The following is a 15,958-nucleotide window of genomic DNA, read 5'->3' on the forward strand; positions in this document are numbered from 1 at the left end:
ATATGAAACCACTAGAAGGAATTGTAGTACTCGAATTTGCTCAATTTATGGCAGGCCCGTCTGCGGGATTGCGATTGGCAGATTTAGGGGCAAGAGTAATAAAAATAGAACGTCCGGTTCACGGAGAAGCTGGGAGACAAATTGCATTGAAAAATTTATTTTTGGATGGTAGCAGTTTGGTTTTCCACACCGTTAACCGTAACAAAGAATCTTATGCAGCCGATTTGAAAAATCCTGAGGATTTGGAGTGCGTTCGACAATTAATAGCCAAAGCCGATGTGATGACCCACAACTTCCGTCCGGGAGTGATGGAGAAAATCGGTTTGGATTATGAAAAAGTAAAAGCCATCAACCCAAAAATGATTTACGCCACCGTAACCGGTTATGGTACAGAAGGTGCTTGGGTAAAAAAACCAGGACAAGATTTATTGGTACAATCCATGTCGGGTTTTGTCAACTTAACTGGTAACAAAAACGACGATCCTGTTCCTGTGGGAGCGGCGGTTTCAGATATTATTACAGGTTCGCACTTAGCACAAGGTATTTTGGCTTCAATTTATAAAAGAACCAAAACAAACCAAGGTGCTTGGGTTGAAGTAAGTTTGCTAGAATCAACTCTTGATTTACAGTTTGAAGTCTTGACAACCTACCTTAATGATGGTAATCAAAAACCAATAAGAGCTGAAAAAGGGAATGCAAATCCGTATTTAGGCGCTCCATATGGTGTTTATAAAACCAAAGATAGCTACCTTTCTTTGGCTATGGGAAATATTTTGAATATGGGAAAAGTGTTAGGCTGTGCACCTATCGCATCGTATATCGACTCAGATTCATGGTTTACAAAAAAAGATGAAATCATGGCTATATTGAGTGATTTTCTTATTCATAAAGAGACACAAGAATGGTTGGATATTTTAGAACCTGCTGGAATTTGGGCTTCTGCGGTTTTCAATTATGATGATTTATTGAACCACGAAGGGTATAAAGTTTTACAAATGGATCAAAAGTTGAAATTACTTTCTGGTGAAGAAGTGCATACGTTGCGTTGTCCTATTCGAATGGATGACGAAAGGATTTTTGCTCCAAAACCTGCACCAAGAGTCGGACAACACACTGCTGACATTAGAAAAGAATTTAATTTATAACTGTAATACGAAGAATAATGAAACCATTACAAGATATATTAATCGTTGATTTGAGTCAGTTTTTATCGGCTCCTTCAGCAACTTTGCGATTAGCCGATTTGGGCGCACGTGTCATTAAAGTCGAACGTCCAGAAACAGGTGATATTTGCCGTCAATTATATGTTTCGAATGTGATATTAAACGGAGAATCCACTGTTTTTAGAGCTATTAATCGAAATAAAGAAAGTTTTCAAGCCGATTTAAAGGTCGAAAAAGATAAAGCACAAGTTTTAAAATTAATCGAAAAAGCCGATGTTTTGGTGCACAATTTCCGTCCAGGAGTGATTGAGCGCTTGGGATTTGATTATGAAACCATCAAAAAAATAAATCCATCTATTGTCTATGGTGATATTTCTGGTTATGGTGATGAGGGTCCGTGGAAAAGTAAGCCAGGACAAGATTTGCTCGTACAATCCTTATCTGGTGTGACTTGGTTGAACGGGAAAATATCCGATGGACCTGTACCAGTTGGTTTGGCAATTGTAGATATCTTGGCAGGAGCCCATTTGGCACAAGGTATTTTGGCTGGATTAATCAAAAAAGCAAAAACTGGCGAAGGTTCAAAAGTATCCATTAGCATGTTGGAGTCTATTCTTGATTTTCAATTTGAGTCGATTACTACTTTTTACCATGATGGTGGAGCGCCTACTATTCGTCCAGAAAGTAATAGCGCACATGCCTATTTAGGAGCACCTTATGGCGTGTACCAAACTGCATCGGGCTATATGTCACTTGCTATGGGAGCTATTCCGTTTGTTGGTGAGTTGATTGGTTGCGGTGCTTTGTCCGCTTATCCTGAAAGAGAAAGCTGGTTTACAGAACGTAACGAAATCAAGAAAATATTGGCCAATCACCTATTAACAAACACCACAGAACATTGGCTGAGTTTGTTGGAACCTGCTGATATTTGGTGTGCAAAAATCATGAACTGGGACGAACTTTTTGCTCACGACGGATTCAAGATTTTAGAAATGATTCAGAAAGTAAAAATGGGAGATGGTTTTGAATACGAAACCACGCGTTGCCCAATAAAAATTGACGGACAATACATGAAATCTAGCTTAGGTTCGCCTGCATTAGGAGAACACACAGAGGCTATTATCAAAGAAATGTTGTAAAATGAGTAAACCAAAATTTAAAATAGCCGTACGTAAATTTGATGCTTTCGAAACTTCCATAGCAAAAATATGGGACGCTTTTTGCGCCGAAACAGGATGTGATTTTGAGTTGGAAGCAACCGCCTTTGATTTGCACCCTTTGTATGATACTATTTTAAAAAACAAAGGTTTAGCTAATGGTGATTGGGATGTATCTTTAATCAATACCGACTGGATTACAGAAGCTTTTGCAACGAATGCCGTCGAAGATTTAACACCTTATATCGCTGCAAATTCACCCGCTGATTTCCCTGAAGGTTGGTCGGAGTCATTGCTGTACAAACAACGATTTGAAGGCAAAACCGTTGGATTACCTTTTCATGATGGGCCTGAATGTTTGATTTATCGAAAGGATTTATTCGACTCAATGGAAGAGCAAATTACTTTTTATGGTTTACATGGAAAACAATTGGAAGTTCCCAAAACTTGGGATGACTTGATGGAAGTGGCCGAATTTTTTAATCGACCGGATCAAGGTTTGTACGGAACCACATTTGCCGCTTATCCTGACGGACACAATACCGTTTTTGATTTCTGCCTACAGTTATGGACCCGTGGAGGCGATTTATTCGATTTGAATAAAAAAATTAAAATCAATACCCAAATAGCTATCGAAGGTATGGAGTTTTACCGTTCAGCATTGAAAAATACCAAAGCTATTCACCCCGATTCTCGTGAATTTGATTCGGTTAAGTCCGGAATGGCTTTCGCCAACGGAAACTTGGCGATGATGGTCAATTGGTTTGGTTTTGCTTCTTTTGGTGAAGTATATCCCGATTCGAAAGTGAAAGGAAAAATCGATGTGACGAACGTTCCTGCAGGCCCGAATGGCGAAGGAGTTTCTCTCAACGCTTATTGGATGTACGTAATTGGAAAAGGGAGTACCAATAAAGACCTTGCCTACGATTTTATACAATTTGCTGTAAATGCAAAAAACGATAAACTACTGACTTTGGAAGGTGGAATTGGTTGTAGAAAATCAACTTGGCACGACAAAGAAGTAAACGAACTGGTTCCCTATTATTATAAATTGGAAGAATTACATAAAAATACCCGCTCCTTACCCCGCAAAAGCAACTGGTCTGAAATTGCAGATGTAATTGACCAAATTGTTGTGGAAGTTATCAATAGCGACAAAAGCATTGCATTGATTTTGGAGGAAGCGCAAGGGAAGATTGATTTGATTGAAGAAGTTTGATTAACGATTGATGATTAACGATTGCTGATTTTTGATTTGTTGGAACGAGGAAAATGATTAACGATTTTTGATTGCTGATTTGTTGAAACGGAATAAAGATTAAGGATTTTTGAATTAAGGTATTAGGATTTTTAAAGTGATTAACGATTGGTAATTAACGATTTTTGATTGCTGATTTGTTAGAACGGAATAAAAATTAAGGATTTTTGAATTAAGGAATTAGGATTTTTAAAATGATTAATGATTGGTGATTAACGATTTGTGATTGCTGATTTGTTGGAATCGTAAAAGTGATTTAAGATTTATTAATTTGATTTTTGAATTTGACTTTTGAACTTTGACTTTTGAAATTGAATTTTGAATTTTGATTCTCGCGTGAGGGATTGAAGTGGAGCTCTTTTTTTATCAATTGCCTCGGGTTTAAACCCGATAAAATTGATAAAAAAAAGCGGGAACGAAAAGCCCGACCCGTCCCGAAGCGTCGGGATACGGAGGGGCACGCACAAATAAAAAATACTATTAAAAACAACAGATAATGGATATTAACTACAAACCAACATTACCCATTGAGAATCGTCCGATTTACATTATTGGAGCGGGCGGAATTGTGCGTGATGCGCATTTGCCTGCTTACAAAAGTGTAGGTTTTACGATTGCGGGAATCACCAATAGAACTCGCGAAAGAGCAGAGGAAGTGGCAAAGCAATTTGCGATTCCGACTGTCTATGACACGGTTGCCGATATGGTGAAAGATGCACCTTCGTACGCTATTTATGACTTGACTCTTATGCCGAATCAGTTTGTGCAAACATTGGAGCAATTACCTGACGAAGCAGCAGTTTTGATTCAGAAACCCATGGGAGATGATTTTGAGCAAACTTTGGCGATTTTGCAAGTTTGTAGAAGAAAAAAACTAAAGGCAGCCGTTAATTGTCAGATGCGATTTGCGCCTTACATTATGGCTGCAAAAGATATAATTGACCGAGGATTGATTGGCGAATTGTACGATTTTGAAGTCCGTTTGACGACCTACACACCTTGGGAATATTTCCCGAATGTGGTGAATCACCCGAGATTGGAAATTCAGCAACACAGCATTCATTATATTGATTTGATTCGCTCGTTTTTAGGAAACCCAAAGAAAGTGTATTCGAAAACTTTGAAAAATCCTGGTAAAACAATGTCGTCTACTCGTACGACGACGATCATGGATTATAATGATGCCATGCGTGCGATTATTAACACCAATCATGATCATAATTTTGGCGAGAAAAACCAAGAAAGTTTTGTGAAATGGGAAGGTACCAAAGGAGCTATCAAAGCTCGAATAGGGTTGCTACTAGACTACCCAAATGGCAAACCCGATTTGTTTGAATACTGCATTGTAACCGAAGGACAAGAACCAAAATGGATTGAAGTGCCGTTGAAAGGCTCTTGGTTTCCCGATGCATTTGTGGGAACAATGGCGTCTTTAATGCGATTTGTAGAAGGTTCTACCACCGAATTACCCACTAGCGTGGAAGATGTGGTGCACTCGATGGCGATTGTAGAAGCGGCCTATGAATCCAATGACAACGGAGGTATTTTACCCAATTATTCTATTTAAAATAAAGACTTATGCATATACTATCACGATTTTACGAAGATTACGAACTAGGAAGCAAAAGAGAAACTTTTGGAAGAACCATAACCGAAACCGATTTTGTAGTTCACGCGGGACATACGGGGGATTTTTTTCCACACCATATGGATGCTGAATGGTGTAAAACACAACCCTTCAAGCAAAGAATCGCCCACGGAACTTTGACCTTTAGCGTGGGAATCGGAATGACGGCTACCGAAATTAATCCAGAGGCTTTTTCTAAAGGCTACGACCGTTTGCGTTTTGTAAAACCAGTTTATATTGGTGATACCATAAACGTGGTGATTACCATTAGCGAAAAGAAAGATTCCAACAAACCCGAATTTGGACAGGTAAACGAACATGTCGAAATTTTCAATCAAAATGGTGATTTAGTGCTTGTGTGCGACCATATCTTATTAGCAAAAAAGAAAATATAACTTTTGTTCTACTATAATGGACATATGAGAAGGCCTTTCTTAGCTGTATCGCCTATGTTTGTACAACCAAAAAACTACAAAATATTATGAAAAATACTGTTTTAGGATTAGTGACTATTGCATTGGTATCCTGCAATGCGCAACAAAAAACAACCCAAAACAAAGTCACAAATAAAAAAATCGAATACAAAGCCGATTGGAAATCATTGGAACAACACAAAACACCAGAATGGTTCTTGGATGCTAAGTTCGGAATCTATTGCCACTGGGGACCGTACTCGGTACCAGAATATAAAAACGAATGGTACTCGCACTGGATGTACATAAACAAGGACAACCCAGAAGCTAAAAATGGGAAAGAAAGTGAGTACTATACGCACCATGTGAATACTTATGGGCCATTGGATAAATTTGGTTACAAAGATTTCATTTCGATGTTTAAGGCTGAAAAGTTTGATGCTGCTGCTTGGGCAGATTTATTTGAAAAATCAGGCGCAAAATTCTCAGGACCTGTTTCTGAACATGCCGATGGTTTTGCCATGTGGGATAGCGATTTGACCAAATGGGATGCCAAAGAAATGGGACCGAAACGTGATATCATGGGCGAGTTGTCTAAAGAAATCAGAAAAAGAGGGATGAAATTTATCGCTACTTTTCACCGTCAATGGTTGTATGCTTGGTACCCAACTTGGGATGAAACTACCGATGCATCCGATCCAAGATATGCTGGTTTGTATGGTCCAAAAGTTAAAAAAGGTGATTTCCTTTTCCCAGATAATCCAAATAGAAAAAAACTAGGAGCGGCCTCTTATTACCCATTGGCTGACGAACAATTTAACAAAGAATGGTTGGCTCGTTTGAAGGAGATTACCAATAAGTACAACCCAGATATGGTTTGGTTTGATAATAAAATGGACATTATTGGCGAAGATTACCGCAAAGAATTCCTAGAGTATTATTACAACCATGCCGAGAAAAAGAATCAGGAAGTAGTGTCAACTTATAAATTTCATGATTTTGCCGAAGGCACTGCTGTTCTAGATTTGGAACGAGCAAGAATGAGTGAGAAAAAAGATTTTCCGTGGTTGACAGATGATTCTATTGACTGGAAATCATGGTCACACATTTCTGATCCAAACTACAAATCGACCAATCGTTTACTTGATTTCTTGATTGATGTAGTGAGTAAAAATGGAGCGGTTTTATTGAATATCACACCAAAAGCAAATGGTGAAATTCCAGAGCCAGTCAAAGAACGTTTGTTACAAATGGGAGATTGGTTGAAAACCAATGGAGAAGCCATTTACGGAACACGTACTTTTGATATCTACGGAGAAGGCGATGCAGAAGTAAAAGAAGGCCATTTGAGTGAAGACAAAAATGCTGATAATACGGCCAAAGATATTCGTTTTACTAGAAAAGGAGAGGTTGTTTATGCCACGGTTCTAGATTGGCCAGCAGAGAATCAATTGGTGATCCACTCGTTCAAGAAAGGAAGTCCGTATTTGACCAAAGGAATCGAATCGATTGAATTTTTGGCAAATAAGAAAAAAATGAAATTCACGGTGGAGAATGACGGATTACATATTCAACTCCCAAAAGAAAAAGTAGGTGATTATGCTTTTGCATTCAAGATTACTCCTAAAAAGTAATTGAACATTAATCAGATTTGCAAAGTTTAATCATCAATTAAGCTTTGCGAATCTTTTCATTTAACAAAATTTAGATTAAAAAAACTATGAAAAAGACCGGATTATCAATCACATTGGCAGTACTCCTTTTTTGTCAATTGGGTATTAGTCAACGTTCAAGCAAAAACCAGCCCAACATCATTTACATCATGTCTGATGATCATACCGCTCAAGCAATTGGTGCTTACGGGAGTCGTTTGGCAAAATTAAATCCAACGCCTACCATCGATAAGTTGGCAGCCGAGGGAATGTTATTCGAAAATGCTTTTGTAACCAATTCCATTTGCACGCCTAGTCGCGCATGTATTATCACAGGTCAGTATTCACAAACCAATGGTGTTTTGGACTTGGATGGGGAATTGGACCCCGCCAAAGAATACTTGCCAATGGAGATGAAAAAATTGGGTTACACAACAGCTATGATTGGAAAATGGCATTTAAAAAATGAACCTTCAGCCTTTGATTACTACAAAGTTTTGCATTCGCAAGGAAAGTATTTCAACCCTACTTTTTTCGAAAAAGGAAAAGGAGAATGGATGAAAAACGAAGTGAAATCAGTAGGCCATTCCACCGATGTGATTACCGATATTACGTTGGATTACTTGAAAAAAAGAGATAAATCAAAACCCTTTTTTATCATGCACCACTACAAAGCACCGCATGATATGTTTGAGTTCGCTCCACGATATGCCGATTATTTAAAAGACGTAGAAATTCCAGAACCAGCGAGTTTGTATTTTCAACCCAATTTTGGATCTGAGGCTACGGTTGGAAAAAACGGAAAATTAGGTGCGGTAATCGGAAGCTCCATTTCAGACCGACATTTATACCGAAACTATGTAAATATGCTTTTGAAGGATACTGTTTCTGGAACAATCGCTACTCATTTGGCTTACCAAGAATACTTAAAAAGATATTTAAGATGTGTTAAAGGTGTTGATGATAATTTGGCTCGATTGTTCGATTATCTAAAAAAAGAAGGTCTTTGGGAAAATACCGTAATTGTATATACTGGCGACCAAGGAATGATGCTTGGTGAACATGATTTAATTGACAAAAGATGGATGTATGACGAATCGATGCGCATGCCGTTTATTGTACATTATCCAAAAATGGTTAAAGCAGGTTCCAAAACCGATCTACTCATCAACAATACCGACTTTGCTCCAACGCTAATCGAATTGGCTAAAGGTAAAAAACCTTCGTACATGCAAGGGTTTAGCTTTATAAATACCTTGGAAGGAAAAGCAGAAAAAAACTGGAGAACAGCAACTTATTATCGGTATTGGATGCATAACATTCACCACTGGGTACCGGCACATTTTGGTGTTCGAAGCAAGCAATATAAGTTGATCTTTTTCTACGCCAAACATTATTTACCAGAAGCCGAATGGAATAAGTTTTATTGGAATAAAGAAATGCGTATTTATGGCTATAACACGCCTGTAGCTTGGGAATTTTATGATTTAAAAAATGACCCAGAAGAAATGAACAACCATTACAAAGACCCCAAATACAAAGATATTATTGCTTCGTTAAAAGAGGAAATTTTAAAACAACGCAAAGAATTAAATGAAACAGATGCCAATTATCCTGAAATTCAAAAAGTGATTGATAAGCACTGGAATGATTAAATTTCTGAAACAATTATTCAACCAAATAGTAATGAAATGTCACTGAGTAAGTCGAAAGTTTAAAAGTCGTACAGTCAAGAGAACAACTCGAACGTATAATTATTAAAATCATTTTATTACGATATTTTTTATTTGAATTAAGAATACGACATTATATAAAATAGTTACAACTAAAGTTATATTTTCTTTAGAAATTAAATACATAAATCTAGTAAAAAAAAAGGCCTCAAATCTTTCGATTATGAGGCCTCTTCAATTATTAAAACTTAAGTTTTACTTAATTCTTCATAATCTTAATTTTTTCCGAATCATCCTCTCCATTTAAAATTAAAAAATAGATTCCAGATTTTAAAGATGATACATTTACATTGTACTCTGCTGATCCGACTGCAATTTTACCTTGCGCTACTGATCTACCTAAAGGATCTATAATACTATAGGAATTATAATCGTTTTCTGATTTTAAGGTTACCTGCAATAAATTCGAAACTGGATTTGGTGACACAGAAGTTTTGTAATTATAAGTTTCTGATTTAAGCTTAGACTCGACTTCTTTTCCTGTAATATTAGCCAATGTATATGTATTTATCCAATCTACATACATCGTACTTTGAGCCTCATTTGCCAAATCGCTTCTTACTGCAAGGCCACCAAGATAATCAAATGGACCTGTCCATAAATCCCAAATAATATTCTGGGCTAATGTAAAAACACCAGTGGTTGTCAAACTACCCGCTGGCGCTCCATTAATGTAAAATTGTACATGTTTAGAATCTTTCCAATAGCAGCCAAGAACTTGATAAGTATTCCATTTTACTCCCTTTGCAGGATTACCAGCAGGGAGGTTTCTATTGTCAAAATTACCAGCATTTCTTTCAGTAACCCCATTTTTAACTATGAAATATTGTGAATACATTGTGTAAGGTCTGTATGTCTGACTAGTGATTGAAGGTTTGGGATTATTCTCGCAAATATCAATTTCATCACGGTTATTTGCATCCCCATTATTTAACCAATAAGTAGAATAAGCAGAAATATTAGCCGCTTTAATTCGGCATTCAGTGTACATAGGAAACCCTACTTTTGCTTTAGATTGTACTCGAGAAGACTGAAACCACGCTCCTGAGTTACTTTGTCCATTATCTGTCGCTTTGATCCATAAATTCCCACCTGAGACACCCGAATTGTTATTATTCATAAGAGTCGGTGTTCCTGCGTAATTCCAAATAGATTGTTCCCATTTCGAAGTATCAAAGGATCCGTTAAAATCATCTGAAAGATATGTAGCTTTTACCCACTTTTTTCCAGAAGGGGCGGCTGGTTGTGCAACAATAGTACTAACAGTAAAGAATACTGTCAACAGTCCTAAACTGATTTTTTGTAATTTTTTTAATTTCATAATTTGGTTTTTTAAGGTTAATTGAAACATTGTCATTTCTGTAGCAAAATCAGTAGTGTTTTATTTTAAACATTCTTAATTTACACTAGGTCATATGACATTTGTTTGCGATGCTAAATTATACTTTATGATAATTTAAAAATAGAAGAAAAAAAAATATTACAGCATAGTTCAGTTTAAATCTAGTTTAAATAATCAATTCAGTCATAGTATAAACCACCACCTTTAACAGGAAAAGTTTTTTTAATACCAATCTTTTTGATTTAATCTCTTAAATAAACAATAAAAATCATCTGTTATAATTTGTAAACCATATGATTACATCTACAAACAACTTTTAGTTTTATTTTGCATCTTAACTAAACCAAAACTATTATTATGATTAAAAAACACTACTTACTTGGTTTTTTCTACTTAATTCTATCTGCCTGTAGCACTAATGGGACAGACAATGAACCAAAGAAAGAGGAAAAACAAGTAGATACAACCCCTCCAGAAATCAGTTGTGTTGCCGATATCAATGTAGGAATAGATTATTTTGCCTCCAATGCTATAGTAACCTATACCGCTCCAATTGGTACCGATAATGTAGCTGGAGCATCAACTACTCAAACGGCAGGATTAGCATCTGGAGCCACATTTCCTGTGGGAGTCACTACCAATACTTTTCAAGTAAAAGATGTTGCTGGAAATTCCGTTTCCTGTAGTTTTAAAGTAACTGTAACAAAAAACGATCCTTCAGCTGATTTACCTTATTTAACAGAAGTAAATCCTGCACCAACTTCAAAAAAGTGGGTCAAGGTAGATGCCTTATCAGATGAATTTAATTTGAACGCTCTTGATGAAGTTAAATGGAAAAACACAGATCCATCCCAATGGATTGGTAGAGCACCTGGATTATTTAAAAAGAGTACTGTTTCGCAAAATGACGGAAACTTACAACTTACAGCCGATATTTTACCTGCTCCAGAAGTCGTTAATGGAAACACGTTTACGCACGCAGGTTCTTATATCACCTCCAATACTACCGCACAAGTAGGCTATTTTATAGAATGCAGAATGAAAGCCAATAAAACATTTATGTCGTCTACCTTTTGGTTAATCAACAAACGAAATGAGGCTACAGGATGCGATGCAAGAACGACAGAATTAGACATCCAAGAGTGTGTGGGTCAGGTTACAGGCACAGCCTCTTGGACACTAACTACCGATCAACAAATGGGGTCTAACCTACATAGTCGAAGTACTAGTTGTCCAGAAACTCCAGTTGGATCTGTTGGAGGTAATACTTTATTAAGTGGTAAAGCGTCCGAAGAGTATCACGTGTACGCAGCATGGTGGAAAAGCCCTACCGAAATTGAATTCTATTTGGATGGAAAAAAAGTACGTACAGCCACTCCTGTTGCTAACTTTAACCTCGGAATGTATATGAAAATGGTCGTTGAAACCTATGATTGGAATCCTGTACCTGCTGGCGGAGGAATGAATGGTTCAGCTCAAGACAGAACTACTTACTACGATTGGGTACGAACATGGAAATTAATTGATAACTAAAATTTTTCTTGACCAGGACTGCTAATAGAAACCCCGATGGTGAGGGCTTTTATCCAAACGATGGTACGGTCTCGAAGCTACGGGATGCCTCTAGCCACAAAGTAGAACAAGCAATGTAATAAGAAAGTTGTAATCATGAAAACGGTTGCAACTTTCTTTATTTTAAAAAAATCAAAAATGACTAAAAATAGATTATTTTTGGGTTACGATTGGAGTAGGTAAATTTATGAGAAATAACATTTAAAATACAGAAATTAGTAATATTTATGATTTTATAAATATTGAAGAATCATTTTTTTACACAAAAGAGCAAATATCTATATTATTTCCTGAATTTAAACTAATTAACGGCGTGTATTCAGACATTATAAATAGCGTTAAATCATCTTATGGTTTTGTTACATTAGAATATGAAAGTTATTATTTCAAAATTACTTGTGAAAGAGGAGTTATAAGATATCGATTAGAAATTAACAATAATTTTGTTTCAATCAATTCTAATATAGATCACTCTACACAAGTATTAGCTTTTAGCAAGAAAAACATTTTATTTATTTTAGAAGTCATGAAAAATAATATATCGTACAAAAACTAAAAAGCCCTCCTACCGAATCCTTTCGTCCGGTTCGTGAATAGAAACGAAAATATTCTAATTCAAAATATTCGATAATTTTATAAGCGACTGAATTATATTCAGTCGCTTTTTTTAGTTGTTAATTTTCTACAACACAATCGTTTTGAACTGCATTTTTAGCGTAGGCATTGTATTTCGCATAATCGTATTTGTTTAAGTCGGCAATTAAAATTCTGTCAATACTAAATTTTGATGACCTTCCAGTAATAGTAAGTGTATAAGTTTCTCCAGCTTTAAAATTATAAGTAGCCCAAGGTTTTACACTGTGTAAATCTAATTGACCAGCCGCATTTTTAAATTCTCCATCGCCACCTGTCCCAAAAAATTTGGTATCCGTTTTTAAAGGGTTTGTTTGAGTGGAGTTTCTATCAGCGTTTGCTATGCAAGAATTCATTTCTCCAGCAACAAAATTACCTTCCATTTTAATAAAGCAATCGTTATTTGCATCTTGTTCAACTCCTGCTGGTTTTGAACTTCTTATCATAAAACGATAAATTCCTGAATTTTCAATTTTGAATTTATAAACCAATGGCGAGCTTCCTGTAAAAGGGCCATTGTATCTTAAATAACCAGTACCTCTATAACCCGGAATGGCAGTTTCATAAATCCATTTATCAAAATCAGAGCTTGTATTTTCTGCTTCAAATATCAGTAATCCATTTTTTTCTAAAAATATGCCACATTTTTTATCTACGGGGATAACATTTTCGTTTATCAACTCTGGCACAGGTTGAGTTACTCCATCACAAATAGGAATTTTAATCGGGTCGGTTCCTTCAACAATAACTTCTTCTTCTTTAGGTGTAATAACCTCTGTCTCTGGATCCGTAATTTCGATTAAATCAATATCGTCTTTCGATTTTGAACATGATATAAGGCTAATAGCCACTAAGGATAAAATTGAAATGGTGAGTTTCATAATTTAAGGGTTTTGGTTTGACCAAAAATAGGTAATTGTTCACTTAAGCTATACCTGATATGACCAAAAAAATATCGCATATGTCTTATTCATAAATAATTACAAATTAGGAAGGTCTTTCTAAGGTGGATTCAATTAACAAATGCAACCTTATGCACATTGTTTAAGTTTTTGCTCAAAAATTTCATTTGGACTTTTAAAACCAAATCTTTTTCTGGGTCTGTTATTTAATTTATTTGTTACTCTTAAAACCTCTTCTTCTGTTATTAAATCAAAGTTATATTTTTTTGGAAAATATTGTCTTACTAAACCATTTAAATTTTCATTAGCACCTCTTTCCCAACTACAATATGGGTTGGCAAAGAAGTATGAGATTTCTAATATTTCAGATACTTTTTTATGGTTAGCGAACTCTTTCCCATTATCAGATGTAATGGTGTGCAAAATGGGCTTCCAATCCATTAATAATTCAATTAATTTCTCCTGAATTTCTTGTGATTCCTTACTGTTTATTTTAGCCATTTTAAGCACACCTGATGCTCTGTCATTTATTGTTAACAAAGCTCCTTTGTGATTTTTACCTATTACCAAATCAATTTCTAAATCCCCAATTCTTTGCTTTTCTTCTACAACCAACGGCCTGTTTTCAATACCAACTCTATCTTTAATAATACCTCTTGAGCCTTTTAAAGCCCCTCTTTTAGCATATCGCTTTCCTTTTGTGCGTAGGTGCTTATAATGTTGTCCGCCTTTCTTTTTGTCGCTCCAAATGAATTGATAAATTGTTTCAATCGAAACACATTCAAAGTTTTTATCACTGCAATATCCTACTATTTGTTCAGGACTGAAATCTTCTTCTAAAAGATGAATAACACGTGCTTTTATCTGTTCAGTAAAGCGTATTTTCTTAGCTTTTTCATGCTGTCGAATACTGGCCTTACTTTGGGCTAATTTAGCTTTATAAACATTATTTCTTTGATCGGAATTTCTGGATAGCTCTCTTGAAATTACAGATTTATCTCTACCTATAAACCCTCCAATTTTACTCATTGAAAATCCTTGTGAACGAAGTGTAGCAATTTCGTATCTTTGTTCAATCGTTAAATGTGACATCTTTTTTTTGTGCTTAGTAACCCAAAAATAAGAGAAATTTTTTTCGTAGCCTACTGATAAGTCTTGAAGATCTAGATCTTCAAGACTTATCAGTAGGCTTTATTTAAACAAATAAGGAGTGTTGCATTTATCACTTGAATCTAAGTATATTTACATTTCGGAATTGCTATTATCACATCTGTTTCTAAAATAACAATAGATTTTCTTAAGTATTTAAAAGATAATAACAGCCGAGCTTGGTTTATAGACATTAAGTTTACTTTATAAAATGAACAAAAAGTAATTAAAAATTTTCAGCCAGATACCACACGAATCCTTTCGTGTGGTAGGTGAATAGAAACGAAAACATTCTAATTTAAAAACCTGATCGCGGAGGCTTGTCTTCAAAAACTTTGAGGGAATTTTGGTTTTGTAAAACACAGTTTACCAATTACTTCTTCTGCCAAACTCTCACATAATCTACGTTAAAATCTTCATTCAAGCGGTTATCGTCTGGTAAGGCCAAAAGCCATTTATTCGATTCACTATTAAAATTAATGTGCAAATCTTGGTGCCAATACACGTTTGGTGATTCCCTGAATAAAACACCATCAATATACCAACGGATAAAGTCTTTATCCCACTCCAATCCCCAAACATGATAATCTTTTTGCAATTCAAACGGAATATAGTAGTTCTGCGGGTGAGATTTTAGTTTGGTTACATTTCCTTTGTCCACAGGTGCCGAAAATACGTGTAAGTTGGATGTCAAAGTATGTCTATTTTTTGCCGCTCCAGGATTGTTTTCACAGATGTCTATTTCTGTTTTCCAATTGTCTTTATACCACCAGTTGTACAACCAAAAACAACTTACCCAAGGCGCATCCATTAGCTTAGCTCGCATTTCAAAATAACCATAGGTAATAGATTTTTTACTCACTACCCAACCAACATTGTGCGTATAATCATTTTTGTATTTTGGTTCTTTAACTTGATTAATTCTTAGTACAAGATTTCCTTTTTCTAATGAAACATTCTCTGAATTTGCCATAGATGGTGCTCTACCCAACCATTTTGGATTGGTATCATACCATTTGTCTGAGTCTAGTTTTAATCCAGCGAATTCATCTGACAAATACTTTTGCAAAACCCACTTTTTATCTTTTTGATGGGATAATGGGAGTTTGTCTGTCATTCTTTTTGGTGCTGCAGAAAACGAAATTGTATCTGTGTAATAACTTGCAGGACGAGTGGAATCTTGTGCTTTTAGACCCGAATAAGAGGCTAAAAGTACTAAAATAGCATAGTTTATTTTATTCATAATAGTTTGTCTTTAACTATAAAAATACAGTGAATATAGCGGTTGCCATAAACGAAATGGTTTTTTCAGTAGAACAGATGTTTTTTGACTTCATTTAAACTCCTCAAACTTTTC

At 35.7% G+C, this 15,958-nt stretch carries 12 protein-coding genes; 8 read left to right on the top strand and 4 right to left on the bottom strand.

The window, feature by feature from the left end; genetic code table 11:
* The first annotated feature begins 2 nt into the window (after positions 1-2).
* From FFWV33_RS14415 to FFWV33_RS14445, 7 genes are all read left to right on the top strand, one after another.
* The gene (locus tag FFWV33_RS14415) at positions 3-1,145 is read left to right on the top strand and encodes a CaiB/BaiF CoA transferase family protein (protein ID WP_108741555.1); all 1,143 of its coding nucleotides are present in this window, start codon (positions 3-5) and stop codon (positions 1,143-1,145) included.
* Between the two features lie 17 nt (positions 1,146-1,162).
* On the top strand, positions 1,163-2,302 hold the full coding sequence (locus FFWV33_RS14420; protein WP_108741556.1) for a CaiB/BaiF CoA transferase family protein: 1,140 nt from the start codon (positions 1,163-1,165) through the stop codon (positions 2,300-2,302).
* Between the two features lies 1 nt (position 2,303).
* Positions 2,304-3,539 (top strand): extracellular solute-binding protein, encoded by a 1,236-nt coding sequence (locus FFWV33_RS14425; protein ID WP_108741557.1) that lies wholly within the window; start codon positions 2,304-2,306, stop codon positions 3,537-3,539.
* 535 nt (positions 3,540-4,074) lie between these two features.
* Positions 4,075-5,145: a Gfo/Idh/MocA family protein gene (locus FFWV33_RS14430; RefSeq protein ID WP_108741558.1), complete on the top strand. Its 1,071-nt coding sequence runs from the start codon at positions 4,075-4,077 to the stop codon at positions 5,143-5,145.
* Positions 5,146-5,156: 11 nt separating this feature from the next.
* Positions 5,157-5,600, top strand: a complete 444-nt coding sequence (locus FFWV33_RS14435; protein ID WP_108741559.1) for a MaoC/PaaZ C-terminal domain-containing protein — start codon at positions 5,157-5,159, stop codon at positions 5,598-5,600.
* Positions 5,601-5,686: 86 nt separating this feature from the next.
* Entirely contained in the window at positions 5,687-7,252 is a 1,566-nt protein-coding gene (locus FFWV33_RS14440; RefSeq protein ID WP_108741560.1) for an alpha-L-fucosidase, read from the top strand.
* A gap of 86 nt (positions 7,253-7,338) precedes the next feature.
* Complete coding sequence (locus FFWV33_RS14445; RefSeq protein ID WP_108741561.1) at positions 7,339-8,925, top strand: sulfatase family protein; 1,587 nt, start codon at positions 7,339-7,341, stop codon at positions 8,923-8,925.
* A 277-nt stretch (positions 8,926-9,202) separates the two neighbouring features.
* Here the strand turns inward: FFWV33_RS14445 and FFWV33_RS14450 are convergent, their stop codons facing one another.
* On the bottom strand, positions 9,203-10,324 hold the full coding sequence (locus FFWV33_RS14450) for a T9SS type A sorting domain-containing protein (protein WP_159086034.1): 1,122 nt from the start codon (positions 10,322-10,324) through the stop codon (positions 9,203-9,205).
* 378 nt (positions 10,325-10,702) lie between these two features.
* On the opposite strand from FFWV33_RS14450, the gene FFWV33_RS14455 reads away from it, so the two are divergent.
* Positions 10,703-11,878 carry an HYR domain-containing protein gene (locus FFWV33_RS14455; protein ID WP_108741563.1) on the top strand — a complete coding sequence of 392 codons (1,176 nt, stop codon included), beginning with the start codon at positions 10,703-10,705 and terminating at the stop codon, positions 11,876-11,878.
* A 713-nt stretch (positions 11,879-12,591) separates the two neighbouring features.
* On the opposite strand, the gene FFWV33_RS14460 is transcribed toward FFWV33_RS14455, so the two are convergent.
* From FFWV33_RS14460 to FFWV33_RS14470, 3 genes are all read right to left on the bottom strand, one after another.
* Positions 12,592-13,431: a carbohydrate-binding protein gene (locus FFWV33_RS14460; RefSeq protein ID WP_108741564.1), complete on the bottom strand. Its 840-nt coding sequence runs from the start codon at positions 13,429-13,431 to the stop codon at positions 12,592-12,594.
* A 150-nt stretch (positions 13,432-13,581) separates the two neighbouring features.
* Entirely contained in the window at positions 13,582-14,544 is a 963-nt protein-coding gene (locus tag FFWV33_RS14465) for an IS30 family transposase (RefSeq protein WP_108739654.1), read from the bottom strand.
* A 430-nt stretch (positions 14,545-14,974) separates the two neighbouring features.
* Positions 14,975-15,844 (bottom strand): family 16 glycosylhydrolase, encoded by an 870-nt coding sequence (locus tag FFWV33_RS14470; RefSeq protein WP_108741565.1) that lies wholly within the window; start codon positions 15,842-15,844, stop codon positions 14,975-14,977.
* Positions 15,845-15,958 lie beyond the last annotated feature (114 nt).

Origin of the sequence: Flavobacterium faecale (genome assembly GCF_003076455.1) — a bacterium.
GTDB classification, from domain to species: Bacteria; Bacteroidota; Bacteroidia; order Flavobacteriales; family Flavobacteriaceae; genus Flavobacterium; species Flavobacterium faecale.

What these genes read in the sequence shown, in the direction of transcription:
- FFWV33_RS14415 (WP_108741555.1), top strand. Translation starts at nt 3, where the DNA reads ATGAAACCACTAGAAGGAATTGTAGTACTCGAATTTGCTCAATTTATG.
- FFWV33_RS14420 (WP_108741556.1), top strand. Translation starts at nt 1,163, where the DNA reads ATGAAACCATTACAAGATATATTAATCGTTGATTTGAGTCAGTTTTTA.
- FFWV33_RS14425 (WP_108741557.1), top strand. Translation starts at nt 2,304, where the DNA reads ATGAGTAAACCAAAATTTAAAATAGCCGTACGTAAATTTGATGCTTTC.
- FFWV33_RS14430 (WP_108741558.1), top strand. Translation starts at nt 4,075, where the DNA reads ATGGATATTAACTACAAACCAACATTACCCATTGAGAATCGTCCGATT.
- FFWV33_RS14435 (WP_108741559.1), top strand. Translation starts at nt 5,157, where the DNA reads ATGCATATACTATCACGATTTTACGAAGATTACGAACTAGGAAGCAAA.
- FFWV33_RS14440 (WP_108741560.1), top strand. Translation starts at nt 5,687, where the DNA reads ATGAAAAATACTGTTTTAGGATTAGTGACTATTGCATTGGTATCCTGC.
- FFWV33_RS14445 (WP_108741561.1), top strand. Translation starts at nt 7,339, where the DNA reads ATGAAAAAGACCGGATTATCAATCACATTGGCAGTACTCCTTTTTTGT.
- FFWV33_RS14450 (WP_159086034.1), bottom strand. Translation starts at nt 10,324, where the DNA reads ATGAAATTAAAAAAATTACAAAAAATCAGTTTAGGACTGTTGACAGTA.
- FFWV33_RS14455 (WP_108741563.1), top strand. Translation starts at nt 10,703, where the DNA reads ATGATTAAAAAACACTACTTACTTGGTTTTTTCTACTTAATTCTATCT.
- FFWV33_RS14460 (WP_108741564.1), bottom strand. Translation starts at nt 13,431, where the DNA reads ATGAAACTCACCATTTCAATTTTATCCTTAGTGGCTATTAGCCTTATA.
- FFWV33_RS14465 (WP_108739654.1), bottom strand. Translation starts at nt 14,544, where the DNA reads ATGTCACATTTAACGATTGAACAAAGATACGAAATTGCTACACTTCGT.
- FFWV33_RS14470 (WP_108741565.1), bottom strand. Translation starts at nt 15,844, where the DNA reads ATGAATAAAATAAACTATGCTATTTTAGTACTTTTAGCCTCTTATTCG.